This window comes from Clavibacter michiganensis subsp. insidiosus, from assembly GCF_002240565.1.
Lineage (GTDB): Bacteria > Actinomycetota > Actinomycetes > Actinomycetales > Microbacteriaceae > Clavibacter > Clavibacter insidiosus.
Genome location: NZ_MZMO01000001.1, coordinates 2,918,190 through 2,933,862 on the forward strand (window position 1 = coordinate 2,918,190; position 15,673 = coordinate 2,933,862).

Consider the following 15,673-nt stretch of genomic DNA (forward strand, 5'->3'; position numbering starts at 1 on the left):
GCGGACGCGCGGATCCCCCCTCGGCCATCACGGACGCTCGACCGGTGGGTCAGCGACGCGCGGCGCGGGCCACGGCCCCGACCACGCCGCCGACCACCACGACCGCGCCCACCCCGACGGCCACGAGCAGCAGCGGGTCCTCGTCGGCCGTGCGGCGGATGCGGCGGCGCAGGTCGGCGACGCCGTCTTGCGCCCGGCGACGGACGTTCAGCTTGGCCTCGAGCGCGTCGAGCGTCGCGGAGATCTCCTCGCGCGTGTGCTGGATGTCGAGCTTCAGCTCGGTGCGGGACCGGGGTCCCGTGGGGCGGGGGCCGTCAGTGGTCATACTTGCCGGTCCCCTTCACCGCGTCGACGTCCTCCTTGAGGCTGTCCACCGTCTCCTCGGGCGTGGGCGGGACGCCCTTCTTGAGCCAGCGGATGCCGAGCAGCGCCAACACCGCCGTGATGAGGAGGAAGACGCCCGCGACGATGAGCGCGGACAGCCACGGCGAGAACGCCTCGGACAGGCCGAGGATCGCGGCGGCGACGAGCACCAGGAACGCGATGAACGCGAAGAACAGCGCCACGACGAGGAAGCCGGCACCGATCCCCGCGTGCTTGAGCTTGGTGACGAGCTCGTTCTTGAACGACTCGATCTCGTCCTTGATCAGCTGGACGATGAGCGTCGGCAGGTCGGCGACGAGCCGGACGAGCGAGCGCTTGCTCTTCGGATTGAGATCCTGATCCGTCATGCGGGGTTCCCTCCTGGGGATGGGCTTGCGGGTCAGCGGGAGGTGCCGGAGCCGTTCGGCTCGGGCGAGGCGGGGTCCATGGTCGGGTACGAGGAGGTCGACGCGCTCGAGGGGGCGCTGCCGCTCGAGGAGTCCTTCTTGCCGCCGGTGACGGTGCCGACGACCTTCTTGGCGCCGCCGACGACCGCGTGCGCGACGTCGGGGGTGTGGTCCTTCACGAAGCCGGCCGCGTTGTCGACCTGGCGCTGGACCTTCGGGTCGTCCCAGACCTTCTTGGCGTTCGTGCGGATCTGCTCGTAGCGCTTGCGTCCGGCGCGGGCGCCGAGGACGTAGCCGACACCAGCTCCGGCGACGAAGAGAAGCTTGCCTTTCATGGGAGATCTCCGATCGTTGAGGGGGCACGTGCAGCACACGTCCCTCCAGCGTATCCCTCCGGCGCGGCCGCGTGGTCGGGGGCGGCGGGGCCGACGGTGCCCGGCCACGCCGGTCCCCGACCGCCCATCAGCGGGCCAGGAGGCGTGCCGCAGCGGCCTGGGCGTCGGCCACCACGGAGGCGAGCCCGGTGCCCGCGACGGCGGACCCGGTGATCTCGAGCCCCGGGTGCTCGGCCGCCTCGTCGCGCACGGCCTGCACGCGCTCGCGGTGGCCGGAGGCGGCGAACGGGAGGGCGTTGGTCCAGCGCACGCGGGCGGATCCGGTGACGCGGCCGGCCAGGTCGACGCCGAGCAGCGCCGACGCGTCGTGCACCGCGAGCGCGGTGAGCTCGTCGTCGGGGAGCCCTGCGGTGTCGTCGTCGCCGCCCGCGCGCCCGTAGGAGAGGCGGAGCACGTGCCGGTCGCCCGCCTGCTCCTTCAGCCACGGCCACTTGGCGGTGGCGTGCGTGAGGGCCTTGGCGCGGATCCCCGGGGCGTCGGCCGCGACGAGCACGCCTGTTCCGCGGGGTGCGGCGTCGATCTCGGGCGCGCGCACGACGAGCGTGACCAGCTCGACGGAGGAGGGCTCGGGCCAGCCCTCCGTGACGGCGCGGGGCGCGAGGCCGGAGAAGAGGCGGATGAGCCCGGCAGCGGGGATCGCGAGGACCACGCCCGCCGCGTCGATGCCGCGGCCGTCGGCGAGCTCGACGTGCCAGTCGTCGTACGCGGCCGCGCCCTCGTGCGAGCGGTGCCGGTGCACGGACTCGACGGCGAGCGAGGTGCGGACGTCGACGCCGAGGCGCGCGAGGTCGGCGGCAAGCGCGTCGACCAGCAGGTGCACGCCACCGACGATGCCGCTGACGGCGGATCCCGCGGGCGACGCCGCGCGCATGGACGCGACCGCGCGCCCCAGCGACCCCTGCTCGGCGAGGCCGGCGCGGAGGCCGGGCGCGACGGAGTCGGCGTCGACCTCGTCGGGGTGGGCGCTGTGCACGCCGGAGACGATGGGGGCGACCAGCCGGTCGACCACGCGGTCGCCCATGCGGGCGCGGACGAGGCCGCCGAGCGTGCGCTCCTTCGCGCCGACGGAGGCGGGGAGGAGGAGGTCGGCCTTGGCGCGGGCGACGCCGGCGCGGCCGATGGCCGTGGCGATGGTGGCGTCGAACGGGTGGGCGGGGATCCCGAGCAGGCCCGTGCGCGGCAGCTGGATGGCGCGCTCGGCGAGCTGCACCCATGCGCCGTCCGGGTTCGGCTGCACGATCCGGTCGGCGAGGCCGAGCTCCCCGAGGAAGGCGGCCACCGTGCCGCGGCGGGTGGCGAAGCTCTCGGCGCCGCTGTCGAGGCGGAGGCCGTCGACCACGTGGGATCCGACGGTGCCGCCGAGCGCGGGCGACGCCTCCACGAGGATCACGCGCTTCCCGGCGAGGGCGCACGCGCGGGCGGCGATGAGGCCGCCGACACCGCCGCCGATCACGACGACGTCGGTGGGGTCGACCTCGCCGGCGGCCTGCCGCGGGTCGCTACTCACGGACGAGCTCCACGATGCGGGTGAGCACGGTCGGGTCGGTCTCGGGCGGCACGCCGTGGCCGAGGTTGAGCACGTGGGCGGGCGCCGCCTTCCCGCGCTCCAGCACGTCGCGGACGTGGGCCTCGAGGATCGGCCACGGGGCCGCGAGGAGCGCCGGGTCGACGTTGCCCTGGACGGGGACGGACCCACCGAGCCGCCGCGACGCCTCGTCGAGCGGGATGCGCCAGTCGACGCCCACCGCGTCGACGCCCACGTCGTGCATCGCGCCGAGCAGCTCGCCCGTGCCGACGCCGAAGTGGACGAGCGGCACCGTGCGGCCGTCCGCGGCGGTGATCGTGCGCACGTGGTCGAGCGCGAGCGCGGACGCCGGGGCGACGCGCTGCGTGTAGTCGGCGAGCGACAGGCCGCCCGCCCACGAGTCGAAGAGCTGCGCGGCGGAGGCGCCCGCCATGACCTGCGCGTGCAGGAAGACGCCCGTGATCTCGGCGCACCAGCGCATGAGCGCGTCCCAGGCGTCCGGATCCGCGTGCATGAGGCCGCGGGCCGCGATGTGGTCCTTGCTCGGGCCGCCCTCGACGAGGTACGCGGCGAGCGTGAAGGGGGCGCCCGCGAAGCCGATGAGCGGGGTGTCGCCGAGCTCGGCGACCGTGCGCGCGACCGCCTGGCGGATGGGCTCGAGCGCGGCCGGGTCGAGCGACGGCAGCGCGGCCACGTCGGCCGCGGTGCGCACGGGCTTCTCGAGCACGGGGCCGCGGCCCGCGACGATGTCGACGCCGACGCCCGCGAGCTTCAGCGGGATGACGATGTCGCTGAAGAAGATGCCCGCGTCGACGTGGTGGCGGCGCACCGGCTGCAGCGTGATCTCGCTGGCCATCTCCGGGTCGAGGCACGCGTCGAGCATGCGCGTGCCCACGCGGAGCTCGCGGTACTCGGGCAGCGACCGGCCGGCCTGGCGCATGAACCACACGGGCGCGCGCTCGCCGCGGTGGCCGCGGTACGCCTCGACGAGGAGCGACGACGCGGTGCGCGTGTTGAGCGGGTGCTCTGCGGGGAGCGGGACGGCGGCGGACGAGGGCACGGAGGACGGCGAGGAGCTGGGCGTGATCACGGAGGAGATCATCGCATCCCGGCCTGCGCGCCCGCTCGGCTCGGGAGGCCGGTCGGGCGTAGGCAGGGTGCCCTCACCGGCCCGGAGCACACGGCGGGGAGGTTTAGCATGGAGCGTGCTCATATGTCTGACGGCGAGTCATCACAACGCCAGCTTCGAGGTCCTCGAGAAGCTGTCCGTGGCCGCACCCTCCGTCGCCGGCACGCTCATGGAGCAGAACGACTTCATCGCGGGGGCCGTCGTCCTCGCCACCTGCAACCGCTTCGAGGCCTACCTCGACGTGGAGGAGCCCCTCACGGCGGCCCGCGCCCTCGCCGTCGAGGCCACGGTCGACGTGGTCAGCGGCGCCAGCGGCATCGGCCGTGACGACGTCCGCGGCAGCGTCGACGTGAAGTGCGGCGACGCGGTCGCCGAGCACCTGTTCGCCGTCTCCTCCGGCCTCGAGTCGGTCGTCGTCGGCGAGGGCGAGATCGCGGGCCAGGTGCGCCGGGCGCTCGAGGGCGCGCGCACGGGCGGCACCACGAGCACCGGCCTCGAGCGCCTCTTCCAGACCGCGTCGAACACGTCGCGCGGCGTCAAGACCCGCACGGGCCTGCAGAGCGCCGGCCGCTCCATGGTGCGGCTCGCGCTCGACCTCGCCGAGAGCCGCATCGCCGACTGGTCGGCCACGCGGGTCCTGCTCGTCGGCACGGGCGCCTACGCCGGTGCGAGCCTCGCCGCCCTCCGCGACCGCGGCGTCGTCGACGTGCACGTCTACTCCCCCTCGGGTCGCGCGCAGAAGTTCGCGGGCCCCCACGGGATCCCCGCCGTCGAGGGCCGCGAGTTGCTGAAGGCGCTCTCCGCATCCGACATGGTCGTCACCTGCAGCACCGCGCCCACCGCCGTGCTCGCCGCGCACCACATGCAGGGCGCCGCCGCGGTGTCGGGCGACGGACGCCGTCGCCTCGTCATCGACCTGGGACTCCCCCGCAACGTGGATCCGGACGTCGTCACGGTCGACGGCGTCGAGCTGCTCGACCTCGAGACCATCAGCCTGCACGCGCCCCTGCGCGACCTGACCGCCACGGACGACGCGCGCGAGATCGTCAGCACCGCCGCCGCCGAGTTCCGCGCCGCGAGCGCCGAGGACGAGGTGGCCCCCGCCGTCGTCGCCCTGCGCACCCACATCTTCGACGTCCTCGAGGGCGAGCTGGAGCGGGTCCGCAAGCGCGGCGACTCCTCCGAGGCCACCGAGAAGGCGCTCCGGCACCTCGTCAGCGTCCTCGTGCACCAGCCCTCCGTCCGCGCGCGCGAGCTCGCGCGCCAGGGCGAGGGGGCCCGCGTGGTCGACGCCGTGCAGGCGCTCTTCGGCCTCGACGTGGAGATGCCCGCCGCGGTGTCCTCCCCCGTCGCCGTCGCGCTGCCGCGCACGGCCGAGGCGGGCCAGGCGTCGTGAGGCCCCGCATCCTCCGCGGCCCGCGCCTCGACGCGCCGCTCAGGATGACGGAGCCCGTGCGCACCGAGCGCCTGGTGATCCGGCCGTACACGGCCGACGACCTCGACGACTACGCCGACATCCAGCGCCGCCCCGACGTGGTCGAGTACATGTTCTGGCCGCTCCGCGACCGGGAGGCCTCGAAGCGGCACCTCGCCGGCCGCCGCCGACAGACGCGGCTCGAGCAGTCGCACGACTTCCTCGGCCTCGCCGTGGAGCTGCCCGACGAGCCGAGCCTGAACCCGCGCGCGGGATCCGGCCGCGTCGTCGGCGACGTGTCCCTCCTCCTCCGCAACGCGGCCTCGCGCCAGCTGGAGATCGGCTGGGTCATGAACCCGGACTTCGCCGGTCGCGGGTACGCCACCGAGGCCAGCCGCGCGATGCTCGACATCGCCTTCCAGCGCGCGGGCGCCCACCGCGTCCTCGCGCAGCTCGACGCCCGCAACGCCTCGTCCGCGCGCATGGCCGAGCGCCTCGGCATGCGCCGCGAGGGGCTCTTCCGCGAGGAGCACCTCGTGAAGGGCGAGTGGGTCGACAGCCTCTACTACGCCGTGCTCGCCGACGAGTGGGCGGCGATGCCGCCCACCGCCACCTGACCCGGAGGATCCCGATGGACGGCGACCTGCCCGCGCTCGACCCGGTCGAGGTGCGCGGTCCCGTCCGCACCGCCCGGCTCGTGCTGCGGCCGTTCACGCCGGACGACGTGGTCGCGATCGAGGCGTACGCGGAGTCCCCCGGCGCGCGGCCGCACCTCGCCGGATCCGCGTCCGATCCCGCGCGCATGCTCGCCGACCGCCTGGGCTGGACGCGCCTGGCGGACGTCGGCGACCGGCTCGCCCTCGCGATCGAGCTGCCCGCCCAGGGCCAGCGGTGGGCGCGGGTGGTCGGGGAGGTGCACCTGCTGCTGCGGGATCCGGGTGCCCGGCAGGCCGAGCTCGGCGTGGTGCTGCACGAGGACGTGCGGGGCGCGGGGCTGGCGGCGGAGGCGGCCGACCGGATCCTCGAGCTCGCGTTCGCCGAGGCGGGCGTGCACCGCGTCGCGTGCCGGGTCGACGCGGCGGACGCGACCGCGCTCGGGCTGGCCGAGCGCCTCGGCATGCGACGCGAGGCGCTCCTCGTGCACGACCGATGGGCCGGTGGAGCCTGGGCCGATACCGTGGTCGTCGCCCTGCTCGACGTGGAGTGGGCGGCTCGCAAGAGCCTCGACGGACTGTAGGAGGACCCGTGACATCGACCCCCGACCCCGCCGGACGACCGGTCGTCCCCGTCCTCGACGACGACGACGATGACGACTTCGACGAGCTCGACGGGCTCGACGCCGACGGCCCCGGGGACGCCACCCGACGCCGCGGCCCCGACGAGCGCCCGCTCCGCGTCGCCGCGCTCGCCCTCGTCCGCGACCGCCGCGTGCTGATGGTGCGCGTCGAGGGGCAGGACGTGCTCTACCTGCCGGGCGGCAAGATCGAGCCCGGCGAGGGCGCGCGGCAGGCTCTCGTGCGCGAGGCCGCCGAGGAGGTGGGGCTCGACATCGACCCCGCCACGATCGAGGACCTCTTCACGGTCCTGGCCGACGCGCACGGCGTGCACGTGGGGCGCCTCGTGAGCATGACCGTCTACCGCGCGGAGCCCCGGGAGGGCACGCGGCAGGAGCCCGTGCCGTCGGGGGAGGTCGCCGAGGTCGAGCTCGTGGGATCCGCGGACGCCGACCGCTGCCCGCCCGCCGGCCAGGCGGCGCTGGAGCGCCTCGTGGCGCTCCGGCTCATCGACTGACGGCGTCGTCCCCGGGCGCGGGATCGGCCGCGGCATCGGCGTCGCCGGGCGCGCGGGATGCGGCGGCCAGCTCGGCCGCCCGCGTCGCGCCGACCTTGCGGCGCTGGTCGACGAACGCGACCACGGCCACCACGGTCGCGATGCCGCCCGCGACGAGCGTGCCGGTCACCTCGCCCACACCGTCCGCCTGCACGGCGGCCACGAGGATCGCGATCGTGAAGGCGGCGATGACGACCGCGACCGCCAGGATCAACCAGGAGAGCAGCCCCTTCGCGCGGGCGTCGGGGGTGCGGGTGGCCATGCGCCCATCCTCCCACGGGCGGCGCGGGATCCCCGGGCGGCGCCCGCCCGTGCGTCCGGTGGGAGGGGGTGACGCCGACGGCGGGCGGGCGTAGCGTCGGAGACGTCCCATCCACCGAACGAAGGAGCGCATATGAGTGCGGATGACAAGGCCCAGAACACCGGCGAGAAGCTCGCGGGGAAGGCCGAGGAGGCCTTCGGGAAGCTGACCGGCGACGACAGCAAGGTCGCCGAAGGCGAGGCGAAGCAGGCCGGGGCAAGCGCCAAGCAGGCCGGCGAGAACGTGAAGGACGTCTTCAAGAAGTAGGACTTCCGGAGGGACGTCCCTCCTGAGAGGCGAGGGGCCGGATGCCGAGCATCCGGCCCCTCGTCATGCCCGGGCCGTTCGAGCGGATCGCGAGACGCGTCAGCCGCGCGGATCCGCGTCGGCCCGCGCCCGCAGCGCCCGGCGGTCGGGCTTGCCGGACGGCAGCGTCGGCAGGGCGTCGATGCCGCGGACGACCGCGGATCCCGCGACGCGGCCCAGGCGCGCGGCCAGCTCGCGGCGCACGCGCTCGGCGAGCTCCGGATCCACGGTCCCGGGCGCGAACACGACCGGCCGCTGCCCCCAGCCCGGGTGCTCGCCGGGCACCGCGACCGCCTCGCCGAGACGCGGCGCCCACGCGACCATCGACCGGACCGCCTCCTCCACCGCGGTGAGCCGCAGCTTCTCGCCCCCGGAGATCACGACGTCGTCGAGCCGCCCGGTGATCCGCAGCACGCCGTCGACCAGGTCGCCGCCGTCGCCGGTGCGGTACCAGCGGCGGCCGTCGTGCTCGCCGAACGCGGCGTCGGTCGCGGCCGGGTCGCCGAGGTAGCCCTCCGCGAGCATCGGGCCGGCGAGCTCGACCTGGCCGTCGACGACCGCGACCTCGGCCGTCGCGACCGGCACGCCGTCGTACACGCAGCCGCCCGCGGTCTCGCTGGATCCGTAGGTGCGCACCACGCGCCAGCCCAGCGCGGCCGCGCGGTCGACCAGGTGCGGCGGGGTCGCCTGGCCGCCCACGAGGATCGCGTCGAGGCGACGGACGGCGTCGCGGACGCGGCGGGCGGCGTCGCCGGGGTCGCCCTCCGCCGCTTCGACCAGCCGGTGCAGCTGCGTCGGCACGAGCGACGTGTACCGGGCGACGCGCGCGTCCAGCGACGCGGCCAGCTCCGCGAACGCGCGCGGGTCGAAGCTCCCCGCCCCGAGGACCGCCGGCGCCGCGCCCGCCGCGATCGAGCGCACGAGCACCTGGAGGCCGGCGATGTAGTGGGTGGGGAGCGCGAGGATCCACTGCCCGGGCGCCCCGAGCGCCGCCTGCGACGCCGCGGCGCTCGCCAGCAGCGCGTCCGACGACAGCGCGACGCGCTTGGGGCGGGAGGTGGTGCCGCTCGTCTCGACCACGAGCGCGACGCGTCGCTCGACCTCGGCCGGCGGCGGCGGATCCCCGACGGCCACGGGCGCGTCCACCGGGCGCGCGAGCAGCGCCGGGCCGTCCCCCGCGAGCGCCGCGCGGAGGAGCGGCACCACGTCGGCGCCGGACGCGGTCAGCCGCTCGAGGCGCCTCACGGGAGCGCTGCCGCGCGGATCAGAACTGCCACGGGAACGGCGACCAGTCGGGCGCGCGCTTCTCGAGGAAGGAGTCGCGCCCCTCGACGGCCTCGTCGGTGCCGTAGGCGAGGCGCGTGGCCTCCCCCGCGAAGACCTGCTGGCCGACCATGCCGTCGTCGACCGCGTTGAAGGCGAACTTGAGCATGCGGATCGCGGTCGGCGACTTCCCGAGGATCGTCTCGGCCCACTCCAGCGCGGTCGCCTCGAGCTCGGCGTGCGGCACGACGCGGTTCACGGCGCCCATCTCGTGCATGCGCTGGGCGCTGTGCTCCTCGGCGAGGAAGAACACCTCGCGCGCGGCCTTCTGGCCGACCTGGCGGGCGAAGTACGCGGATCCGTACCCGCCGTCGAACGAGCCGACGTCCGCGTCGGTCTGCTTGAAGCGGCCGTGCTCGGCCGAGGCGATCGTGAGGTCGCACACGACGTGCAGCGAGTGCCCGCCACCCGCGGCCCAGCCGGGGACGACCGCGATGACGACCTTCGGCATGAAGCGGATCAGGCGCTGCACCTCGAGGATGTGCAGGCGTCCGGCGCGTGCCGGGTCGACGCCCTCGGCCGTCTCGCCCTCGGCGTACTTGTAGCCGTCGCGTCCGCGGATCCGCTGGTCGCCGCCGCTGCAGAACGCCCAGCCGCCGTCCTTCAGGCTGGGGCCGTTGCCGGTGAGGAGCACGACGCCGATGCGCGGATCCTGCCGCGCGTCGTCGAGCGCCTGGTACAGCTCGTCGACCGTGCGCGGGCGGAAGGCGTTGCGCACCTCGGGCCGGTCGAACGCGATGCGGGCGATGCGGCCCGTGAGGTCGTGGTGGTACGTGATGTCGGTGAAGCCCTCCGCGAGGGGGACGTCGCGCCAGCGCGTGGGATCGTGGATGTCGGAGACCTGCTTCACCATGCGTCCAGCCTAGGCGGCGCCCCGCCGGGTGCCCGCGGGTGCGAGGCTGGACCCATGCTCCCCGCCCTGGACGACCTCCTCGCCACCGCCCGCGTCGTCGCCCTCCCCCTCCGCACGCGCTTCCGCGGCCTCGACGTGCGCGAGGCCGTGCTGATCGAGGGCCCGCTCGGCTGGACGGAGTTCTCGCCGTTCGTCGAGTACGACGACGCCGAATCCGCCGCCTGGCTCGCGGCCGCGATCGACTTCGGCTGGACCCAGCCGCCCGCGCCGATCCGCGACCACGTGCTCGTGAACGCGACGATCCCGGCGATCCCGCCCGAGCGCGTCGCCGAGGTGCTGGCCCGGTTCCCCGGCTGCCGCACCGCGAAGGTCAAGGTCGCCGAACGCGGCACCACGCTCGCGGACGACGTGGCGCGCGTCGCCGAGGTGCGCCGGCTGCTCGGGCCGGAGAGGCGCGTGCGCATCGACGCGAACGCCGCCTGGAACGTCGACGAGGCCGAGCACGCGATCCACGCCCTCGCCGAGCACGACCTCGAGTACGTGGAGCAGCCGTGCGCGTCGGTGGAGGAGCTCGCCGAGCTGCGCGGGCGGATCCGCCACCTGGGCGTGCCCGTCGCCGCCGACGAGAGCGTCCGCAAGGCCGATGACCCGCTGCGGGTCGCCCGGGCCGGCGCCGCGGACCTGCTCGTGATCAAGGCGCAGCCGCTCGGCGGGATCCACCGCGCGCTGCGGATCACGCGGGACGCCGGCCTGCCCGTGGTGGTCTCGAGCGCGCTCGACACGAGCGTCGGGATCGCGATGGCCGCGCACCTCGCCGCGGCGATCCCCGAGCTGCCGCACGACTGCGGCCTCGGCACCGTCTCGCTCTTCGTCGAGGACGTCGTCGCCGACCCGCTCGTGCCGGTCGACGGCCGGATCCCCGTGCGGCGCGTCACGCCCGACGCGCGGCTCCTCGACGTCCACGCGGCCGATGCCGATCGCCGCGACCGGTGGCTCGACCGGATCCGCCGCACGCACGCCGTGCTCGCCCGCGCCTGAGGCGGCGGGCGTCAGCAGGCCGAGCGCGGCCTACAGCCCGCTGTAGGTGTGCAGTCCCTTGAAGAACACGTTCACGACGCCGAAGTTGAACATGACGGCGGAGAACCCGATGATGGCCAGCCACGCCGAGCGCGACCCGCGCCAGCCGCGCGTGGCCCGCGCGTGGATGTACCCGGCGTAGAGCACCCAGATGATGAAGGTCCAGACCTCCTTGGTGTCCCACCCCCAGTAGCGCCCCCACGCGCGCTCGGCCCAGACGGCTCCGGCCATGAGCGTGAAGGTCCAGAAGATGAAGCCCACGATGTTCAGGCGGTACGCCATCGACTCGAGCGTGACCGAGTCGGGCAGCGTCGCGAGGAAGCGCATCTTCATGGACTGCGCGTCGGCCGCGAGCGACTCGCGCCGGAACTGCAGGAGCTGCACGCCCGAGAGCGCGAAGGCCAGGGCGAAGAACCCGGTGCCGAGCGCGGCGACGAAGACATGGATCACGAGCCAGTACGACTGCAGCGACGGCGGCAGCGGCGCCACCTCGACGCGGTACTGGACGACCGCGATGCCCAGCAGGATGAGGATGAGCCCGGTGACGAACGTGCCGAGGAAGCGCAGGTCGCGGCGCGTGAGCACGATGAGGTAGACGCTGAGGATGAGCAGCGTGCCCGTCATGGCGAACTCGTACATGTTGGCCCACGGCACGCGCGAGGCGGCGAGACCCCGGAGCACGGTGGCGACCGCGTGGGCGACGAACCCGACGACGAGCAGCACCATGGCGACGTTGAGGCTCACGGACCGGCCCGCGGCGACGGGCGCGTCCGGCCCGGCGGCGACGCGGTCGCGGTCGGAGGACCCGGGCTCCCGCTCGAGGGTGGCGGTGCCGCCCCGGCGCGCGGCGGTGGCGCCGACCGCGGAGGGCTGGCGCGCCGCGACGGTGGCGGCGTCCGCCACGAGCGCGGAGCGCCGCGCGAGGTCGAGGGCGAACGCGATGAACGCGGCCGCGTAGAGGCCCATCGCGACGAGGAGCGCGATGAGGGAGACGTCGTCGAGCATGGCCGTGTTCACGAGTGGAGCCTAACTTCTGCATCTGACACCGCGGCAGGCGGGAGGCCCGCCACGTGCTTGTCCGCCAGCGCCGCGACCGCGGCCTCCAGCGTGGGGTCCTCGCCGCGGGCGAGCCCGGCGTACTCGAGGGTGGTGGATCCGTCGGCCTGCGGCACCGCCTTGACCCACACGCGCCGGCGCGGCACGAAGAGGGACGTGAGCAGGCCGCCGAGCACGAGGATCGCGAACAGCAGCACCCAGCGCTGCGTCGGGTCGTGGTGCACGTCGAACGAGACGAAGCGCGGGACGGCATCGAGGCTCACGCTGCCGAGGCCGTTCGGCAGGTCCGTCGTCTGGCCGGGGGCGAGCTCGATGGACTGGACGCCGGTCTTGCCGCCGGTGAGCTGCGTCAGGTTCCCCGTGTCGAGCGTGTAGACCGACGTGGGCACGCCCCCGTCGATCCCGAGGTCGCCCGTGTAGACGTTGAGCGTCAGCAGCGGGTTGTCGCGGTCGGGGTAGGAGGAGAAGAACGGCGCCTTCTCCGCGCCCTGCGTCGGGTAGAAGAAGCCGAGCATGCCGACCTGCTCGCGCAGGCCGTCCGGCACCTTGACGACGCCGAGCGACGTGAGCTTCGCGTCCTGCGGGAGGAACGGCACGTCGGCGCTGTACACGACGGTGCCGGCGGGATCCCGCACCGTCACGTGCGGCGCGTAGCCGTTGCCGAGCAGGTACATGTCGGTGCCCCCGATGGCGAGCGGGTCGTTGACCTTGACCTCGCGGTCCTGCGGCTGGCCGCCGGGCACGTCGGCGGTCACGTCGGCCGTGAAGTCGAGCGGCTGGCCGATGGCGTTCGGGTTCTCCTGCTCGTACTGCACGTGCAGCGCGTTCAGCTTCACGCGGTACGGGGTGAGGGCCGAGTCGTCGAAGAACCGACCCGGGTTGAACGAGTCGAACGTCGACAGCGTGTTGACGAACGACTGCCCCTCGACGAGCACCTTCTGCCCGGAGTAGCCGAAGCCGCCGCCGATGCCGACGGTGATGAGGATCCCGACGAGCGCCGAGTGGAAGACGAGGTTGCCGGTCTCGCGCAGGTAGCCCCGCTCGGCCGAGACCGAGAGCACGCCGCCCGCGGCCGACGCGTCGTCGACGAGGACCGTGCGGTACCGCTGGCGCTTGAGCAGCGCGCGGGCTTGGCGGATGGCGTCGACCGGATCCGCGGTGGTGGTGCGCGTCGTGTACCCGGCGAGGCGCGAGAGCCGCGCGGGCGTCTTGGGCGGCGCCTGGCGGAGCGCGTCGAAGTGGTGCTTGGCGCGCGGCACGACGCAGCCGATGAGGCTGATGAACAACAGCAGGTAGATGGAGGAGAACCACACCGAGCTGTAGGTGTCGAACACCTGCAGCTTGTCGAGGACCGGGAACAGGTCGGGGTTGTCGGCGCGGAACTGCGTGACGCCGTTCGGGTCGGAGCTGCGCTGCGGCACGAGGGATCCGGGGATCGCCGCGAACGCGAGCAGCAGCAGCAGGAACAGCGCCGTGCGCATGCTCGTGAGCTGCCGCCAGAACCAGCGCAGGGTGCCGAGGAACCCGAGCTTGGGCTGCGTGATGGGCGCTGGATCGCGCGGCGCCTGCCGCGGGGAGTCGACGTGGTCAGATGGCCGGGACATACGTGGCGATCACCCCCTGGAGCTGGAGCATCCACGCCGACCAGAGGCCGGAGACCATGAGCACGCCGGTGACGACCAGCAGCGCTCCCCCGACGAGGTTGACGGTGCGGATGTGGCGGCGGAGGAACCCGACGGTGCGCGTCATCCAGCCGAGGCCGAGGGCCACGAGGAGGAACGGCACGCCGAGCCCGATGCAGTAGGCGACCCCGAGGAGCACGCCGCGGCCCGCGTCGGCCGACGTGAGGCTCATGGAGATGACGACGGCGAGGGTCGGGCCGATGCAGGGCGCCCAGCCGATGCCGAACACGACCCCGAGGAGCGGCGCCCCCGCGAGCCCGGTCGCCGGGCGCCACGAGCTCTTGACCTGCCGCTGCAGGAAGCCGAGCCGGCCGGTGAACACGAGCCCCATCACGATGAGGACGACGCCGAGGATCCGCGTGATGACGTCCTGCCAGCGCATGAGCCAGAACCCGGCCGTCGCGGAGACGAGCGTCGTGACGATGAAGACGGCGGAGAAGCCGAGCACGAACAGCGCCGTGCCGATGAGCAGGCGGCGACGCGTCGCGGATCCGCCCTTCGCCTCGGCCATGCCGCCGATGTACCCGAGGTAGCCGGGCACGAGCGGCAGCACGCAGGGCGACGCGAACGAGACCAGGCCCGCGAGCAGCGCGAGCGGCACCGCGACGAGGAGCTGGCCGGAGAGGACGCTCTGGATCTGGTCCACCTACCCCGCCGCCTCGGCGACGGTGTCCTTCACCAGCGTGCGGAGCACCCCGGGGTCGATCTGCCCGAGCACGCGCGAGGCGACGCGCCCCTGGCGGTCGAGGACGAGGGTGGCGGGCACGGCGTTCGGGGCGATGGTGCCGGCGAACGCGAGCTGCATGGAGGTGTCCTCGACATCGAGGACGGACGGGTAGGTGATGCCGTACGTCTTGTCGAAGGAGTCGACGTTCGGGCGCTGGTCGCGGGTGTTGACGCCGAGGAACTTGACGCCGTCCGCCGCGTGCTCCTCGTTCGCGGCCTGCAGGTCCTTCGCCTCGAGGCGGCAGGGCGGGCACTCGGCGTACCAGAAGTTGAGGACCGTGACGGATCCGATGTAGTCGGCGGAGGTGATCTCCGTGCCGTCGGACAGCGTGCCGGAGAAGTCGACGGGAGCCGCGCGCTCGGCGAGCGGGACCTCGGTGAACGTGCCGTCGCCGGCGATGTAGCGCTTGTTGTCGCCGGCCTTGAACTCGGCGGCGAGCGGATCCTCGGTGCAGCCCGAGAGGGCGAACGCGGCCAGCGCGGTGGACGCGGCGGCGGCGAGGACGCTGCGACGGCTCACGCCGGGCATCAGACCGCCCCCTGGTCGACGGCGTCGGCGGCGAGCCCGGCAGCCGCGTCGATGTAGCCCGTCTCGACGAAGCGGTCGCCGACGCGCTCCACCGTCGTGATGCTCGACAGGGCGCAGCGGCGCTGCCGCGGATCGTGGAAGAGGCGCTCGCCCGCGAGGGAGAGGTGCACCATCCAGATGGGCAGCTGGTGGCTGACGATGACGACGTCGCCGTCGGGCACGGAGCGGTGCGCGGCCTTCACAGCCTCCGCCATGCGCGCGGCGATGGAGCGGTAGGACTCGCCCCAGCTGGGCTTCACGGGGTCGACGACCAGCGGCCAGAGGCGCGGCGAGCGCGCGATGCGCGCGGGCGAGGGGAACTGGGATCCCTCGAAGCGGTTGGTGGGCTCGATGACGCGCTCGTCGGTGGCGACCTCGAGGGCGAAGCGCTCGGCCCACGGGGCGGCGGACTCCTGCGCGCGCTGGAGCGGGGAGGCGATGACGCGGTTGACAGGAGCGCCCTCCTCCTCGAGCGCGCGCGCCGCGGCGTCCGCCATGCGGTGGCCGAGCTCGGAGAGGCCGTACCCGGGGATGCGTCCGTAGAGGATCCCGTGCGGATTGTGCACCTCGCCGTGACGGACGAGATGGATTCGTGAGGCGACCACCCGTCAAGTGTAGGTGGCGAGGAGATGTACAACCGCCGAGGAACGAGCGCAACCCCCTGCGCTAATCGTTCGTCCCCAATACGATCGGGTACACCGGCGGGGGTCGGCCTCTC

Annotated in this window: 19 protein-coding genes; 6 read left to right on the forward strand and 13 right to left on the reverse strand. The window is 74.2% G+C overall.

Annotated features, from left to right (window positions below; translation table 11 throughout):
* Nucleotides 1-49: 49 nt before the first annotated feature.
* The 5 genes from B5P21_RS14050 to hemE form a co-directional block, all read right to left on the reverse strand.
* Complete coding sequence (locus tag B5P21_RS14050; protein WP_045526676.1) at nt 50-325, reverse strand: DUF3618 domain-containing protein; 276 nt, start codon at nt 323-325, stop codon at nt 50-52.
* A complete protein-coding gene (locus B5P21_RS14055) occupies nt 315-731 on the reverse strand; it encodes a phage holin family protein (protein ID WP_045526674.1) in 417 nt (138 codons plus the stop codon). The genes B5P21_RS14050 and B5P21_RS14055 overlap by 11 nt, the downstream gene beginning before the upstream one ends.
* Nucleotides 732-763: 32 nt before the next feature.
* On the reverse strand, nt 764-1,105 hold the full coding sequence (locus tag B5P21_RS14060; protein ID WP_045526671.1) for a hypothetical protein: 342 nt from the start codon (nt 1,103-1,105) through the stop codon (nt 764-766).
* Between the two features lie 127 nt (nt 1,106-1,232).
* On the reverse strand, nt 1,233-2,672 hold the full coding sequence (hemG, locus tag B5P21_RS14065) for a protoporphyrinogen oxidase (protein WP_045526669.1): 1,440 nt from the start codon (nt 2,670-2,672) through the stop codon (nt 1,233-1,235).
* Complete coding sequence (gene hemE / locus B5P21_RS14070) at nt 2,665-3,792, reverse strand: uroporphyrinogen decarboxylase (RefSeq protein ID WP_045526667.1); 1,128 nt, start codon at nt 3,790-3,792, stop codon at nt 2,665-2,667. Before hemE ends, hemG begins: the two co-directional genes overlap by 8 nt.
* Before the next feature lie 103 nt (nt 3,793-3,895).
* On the opposite strand from hemE, the gene B5P21_RS14075 reads away from it, so the two are divergent.
* From B5P21_RS14075 to B5P21_RS14090, 4 genes are read left to right on the forward strand one after another with little or no spacing between them, the layout of a single operon-like run.
* A complete protein-coding gene (locus B5P21_RS14075; RefSeq protein WP_094171304.1) occupies nt 3,896-5,215 on the forward strand; it encodes a glutamyl-tRNA reductase in 1,320 nt (439 codons plus the stop codon).
* Nucleotides 5,212-5,850 carry a GNAT family N-acetyltransferase gene (locus tag B5P21_RS14080; protein WP_236688779.1) on the forward strand — a complete coding sequence of 213 codons (639 nt, stop codon included), beginning with the start codon at nt 5,212-5,214 and terminating at the stop codon, nt 5,848-5,850. The genes B5P21_RS14075 and B5P21_RS14080 overlap by 4 nt, the downstream gene beginning before the upstream one ends.
* 14 nt (nt 5,851-5,864) lie before the next feature.
* Nucleotides 5,865-6,470, forward strand: coding sequence for a GNAT family N-acetyltransferase (locus B5P21_RS14085; protein WP_045526663.1), 606 nt, complete (start codon nt 5,865-5,867; stop codon nt 6,468-6,470).
* An 8-nt stretch (nt 6,471-6,478) separates the two neighbouring features.
* Complete coding sequence (locus B5P21_RS14090) at nt 6,479-7,024, forward strand: NUDIX hydrolase (RefSeq protein ID WP_080939268.1); 546 nt, start codon at nt 6,479-6,481, stop codon at nt 7,022-7,024.
* Here the strand turns inward: B5P21_RS14090 and B5P21_RS14095 are convergent.
* Nucleotides 7,014-7,325 (reverse strand): hypothetical protein, encoded by a 312-nt coding sequence (locus B5P21_RS14095; RefSeq protein WP_045526661.1) that lies wholly within the window; start codon nt 7,323-7,325, stop codon nt 7,014-7,016. The genes B5P21_RS14090 and B5P21_RS14095 overlap by 11 nt on opposite strands.
* A gap of 132 nt (nt 7,326-7,457) precedes the next feature.
* Between B5P21_RS14095 and B5P21_RS14100 the strand changes: the two genes are divergently transcribed.
* Nucleotides 7,458-7,631 carry a CsbD family protein gene (locus tag B5P21_RS14100; protein WP_015489305.1) on the forward strand — a complete coding sequence of 58 codons (174 nt, stop codon included), beginning with the start codon at nt 7,458-7,460 and terminating at the stop codon, nt 7,629-7,631.
* Nucleotides 7,632-7,730: 99 nt separating this feature from the next.
* Here B5P21_RS14100 and B5P21_RS14105 read toward each other — a convergent pair whose 3' ends face one another.
* Entirely contained in the window at nt 7,731-8,915 is a 1,185-nt protein-coding gene (locus B5P21_RS14105) for an AMP-binding protein (protein ID WP_045526659.1), read from the reverse strand.
* A 19-nt stretch (nt 8,916-8,934) separates the two neighbouring features.
* Complete coding sequence (locus tag B5P21_RS14110; protein WP_045526658.1) at nt 8,935-9,846, reverse strand: 1,4-dihydroxy-2-naphthoyl-CoA synthase; 912 nt, start codon at nt 9,844-9,846, stop codon at nt 8,935-8,937.
* A gap of 54 nt (nt 9,847-9,900) precedes the next feature.
* Here B5P21_RS14110 and B5P21_RS14115 point away from each other — a divergent pair, with 54 nt between their 5' ends.
* Nucleotides 9,901-10,884, forward strand: coding sequence for an o-succinylbenzoate synthase (locus tag B5P21_RS14115; protein ID WP_045526657.1), 984 nt, complete (start codon nt 9,901-9,903; stop codon nt 10,882-10,884).
* 30 nt (nt 10,885-10,914) lie between these two features.
* On the opposite strand, the gene ccsB is transcribed toward B5P21_RS14115, so the two are convergent.
* The 5 genes from ccsB to B5P21_RS14140 are packed head-to-tail and all read right to left on the reverse strand — an operon-like array spanning nt 10,915 to nt 15,560.
* A complete protein-coding gene (gene ccsB / locus B5P21_RS14120) occupies nt 10,915-11,940 on the reverse strand; it encodes a c-type cytochrome biogenesis protein CcsB (protein ID WP_045526656.1) in 1,026 nt (341 codons plus the stop codon).
* Nucleotides 11,937-13,583: a cytochrome c biogenesis protein ResB gene (gene resB / locus B5P21_RS14125; protein ID WP_094171305.1), complete on the reverse strand. Its 1,647-nt coding sequence runs from the start codon at nt 13,581-13,583 to the stop codon at nt 11,937-11,939. The genes ccsB and resB overlap by 4 nt, the downstream gene beginning before the upstream one ends.
* Nucleotides 13,567-14,307 (reverse strand): cytochrome c biogenesis CcdA family protein, encoded by a 741-nt coding sequence (locus B5P21_RS14130; RefSeq protein WP_045526654.1) that lies wholly within the window; start codon nt 14,305-14,307, stop codon nt 13,567-13,569. The genes resB and B5P21_RS14130 overlap by 17 nt, the downstream gene beginning before the upstream one ends.
* Nucleotides 14,308-14,916, reverse strand: coding sequence for a TlpA family protein disulfide reductase (locus B5P21_RS14135; RefSeq protein ID WP_045526653.1), 609 nt, complete (start codon nt 14,914-14,916; stop codon nt 14,308-14,310).
* On the reverse strand, nt 14,916-15,560 hold the full coding sequence (locus B5P21_RS14140) for a histidine phosphatase family protein (RefSeq protein ID WP_045526651.1): 645 nt from the start codon (nt 15,558-15,560) through the stop codon (nt 14,916-14,918). The genes B5P21_RS14135 and B5P21_RS14140 overlap by 1 nt, the downstream gene beginning before the upstream one ends.
* Between the last annotated feature and the right edge of the window lie 113 nt (nt 15,561-15,673).

Coding starts and splice junctions, on each gene's coding strand:
- B5P21_RS14095 (WP_045526661.1), bottom strand. CDS start 7,325: ATGGCCACCCGCACCCCCGACGCCCGCGCGAAGGGGCTGCTCTCCTGG.
- B5P21_RS14060 (WP_045526671.1), bottom strand. CDS start 1,105: ATGAAAGGCAAGCTTCTCTTCGTCGCCGGAGCTGGTGTCGGCTACGTC.
- resB (WP_094171305.1), bottom strand. CDS start 13,583: ATGTCCCGGCCATCTGACCACGTCGACTCCCCGCGGCAGGCGCCGCGC.
- B5P21_RS14085 (WP_045526663.1), top strand. CDS start 5,865: ATGGACGGCGACCTGCCCGCGCTCGACCCGGTCGAGGTGCGCGGTCCC.
- B5P21_RS14050 (WP_045526676.1), bottom strand. CDS start 325: ATGACCACTGACGGCCCCCGCCCCACGGGACCCCGGTCCCGCACCGAG.
- B5P21_RS14110 (WP_045526658.1), bottom strand. CDS start 9,846: ATGGTGAAGCAGGTCTCCGACATCCACGATCCCACGCGCTGGCGCGAC.
- hemE (WP_045526667.1), bottom strand. CDS start 3,792: ATGATCTCCTCCGTGATCACGCCCAGCTCCTCGCCGTCCTCCGTGCCC.
- B5P21_RS14100 (WP_015489305.1), top strand. CDS start 7,458: ATGAGTGCGGATGACAAGGCCCAGAACACCGGCGAGAAGCTCGCGGGG.
- B5P21_RS14115 (WP_045526657.1), top strand. CDS start 9,901: ATGCTCCCCGCCCTGGACGACCTCCTCGCCACCGCCCGCGTCGTCGCC.
- B5P21_RS14135 (WP_045526653.1), bottom strand. CDS start 14,916: ATGCCCGGCGTGAGCCGTCGCAGCGTCCTCGCCGCCGCCGCGTCCACC.
- B5P21_RS14055 (WP_045526674.1), bottom strand. CDS start 731: ATGACGGATCAGGATCTCAATCCGAAGAGCAAGCGCTCGCTCGTCCGG.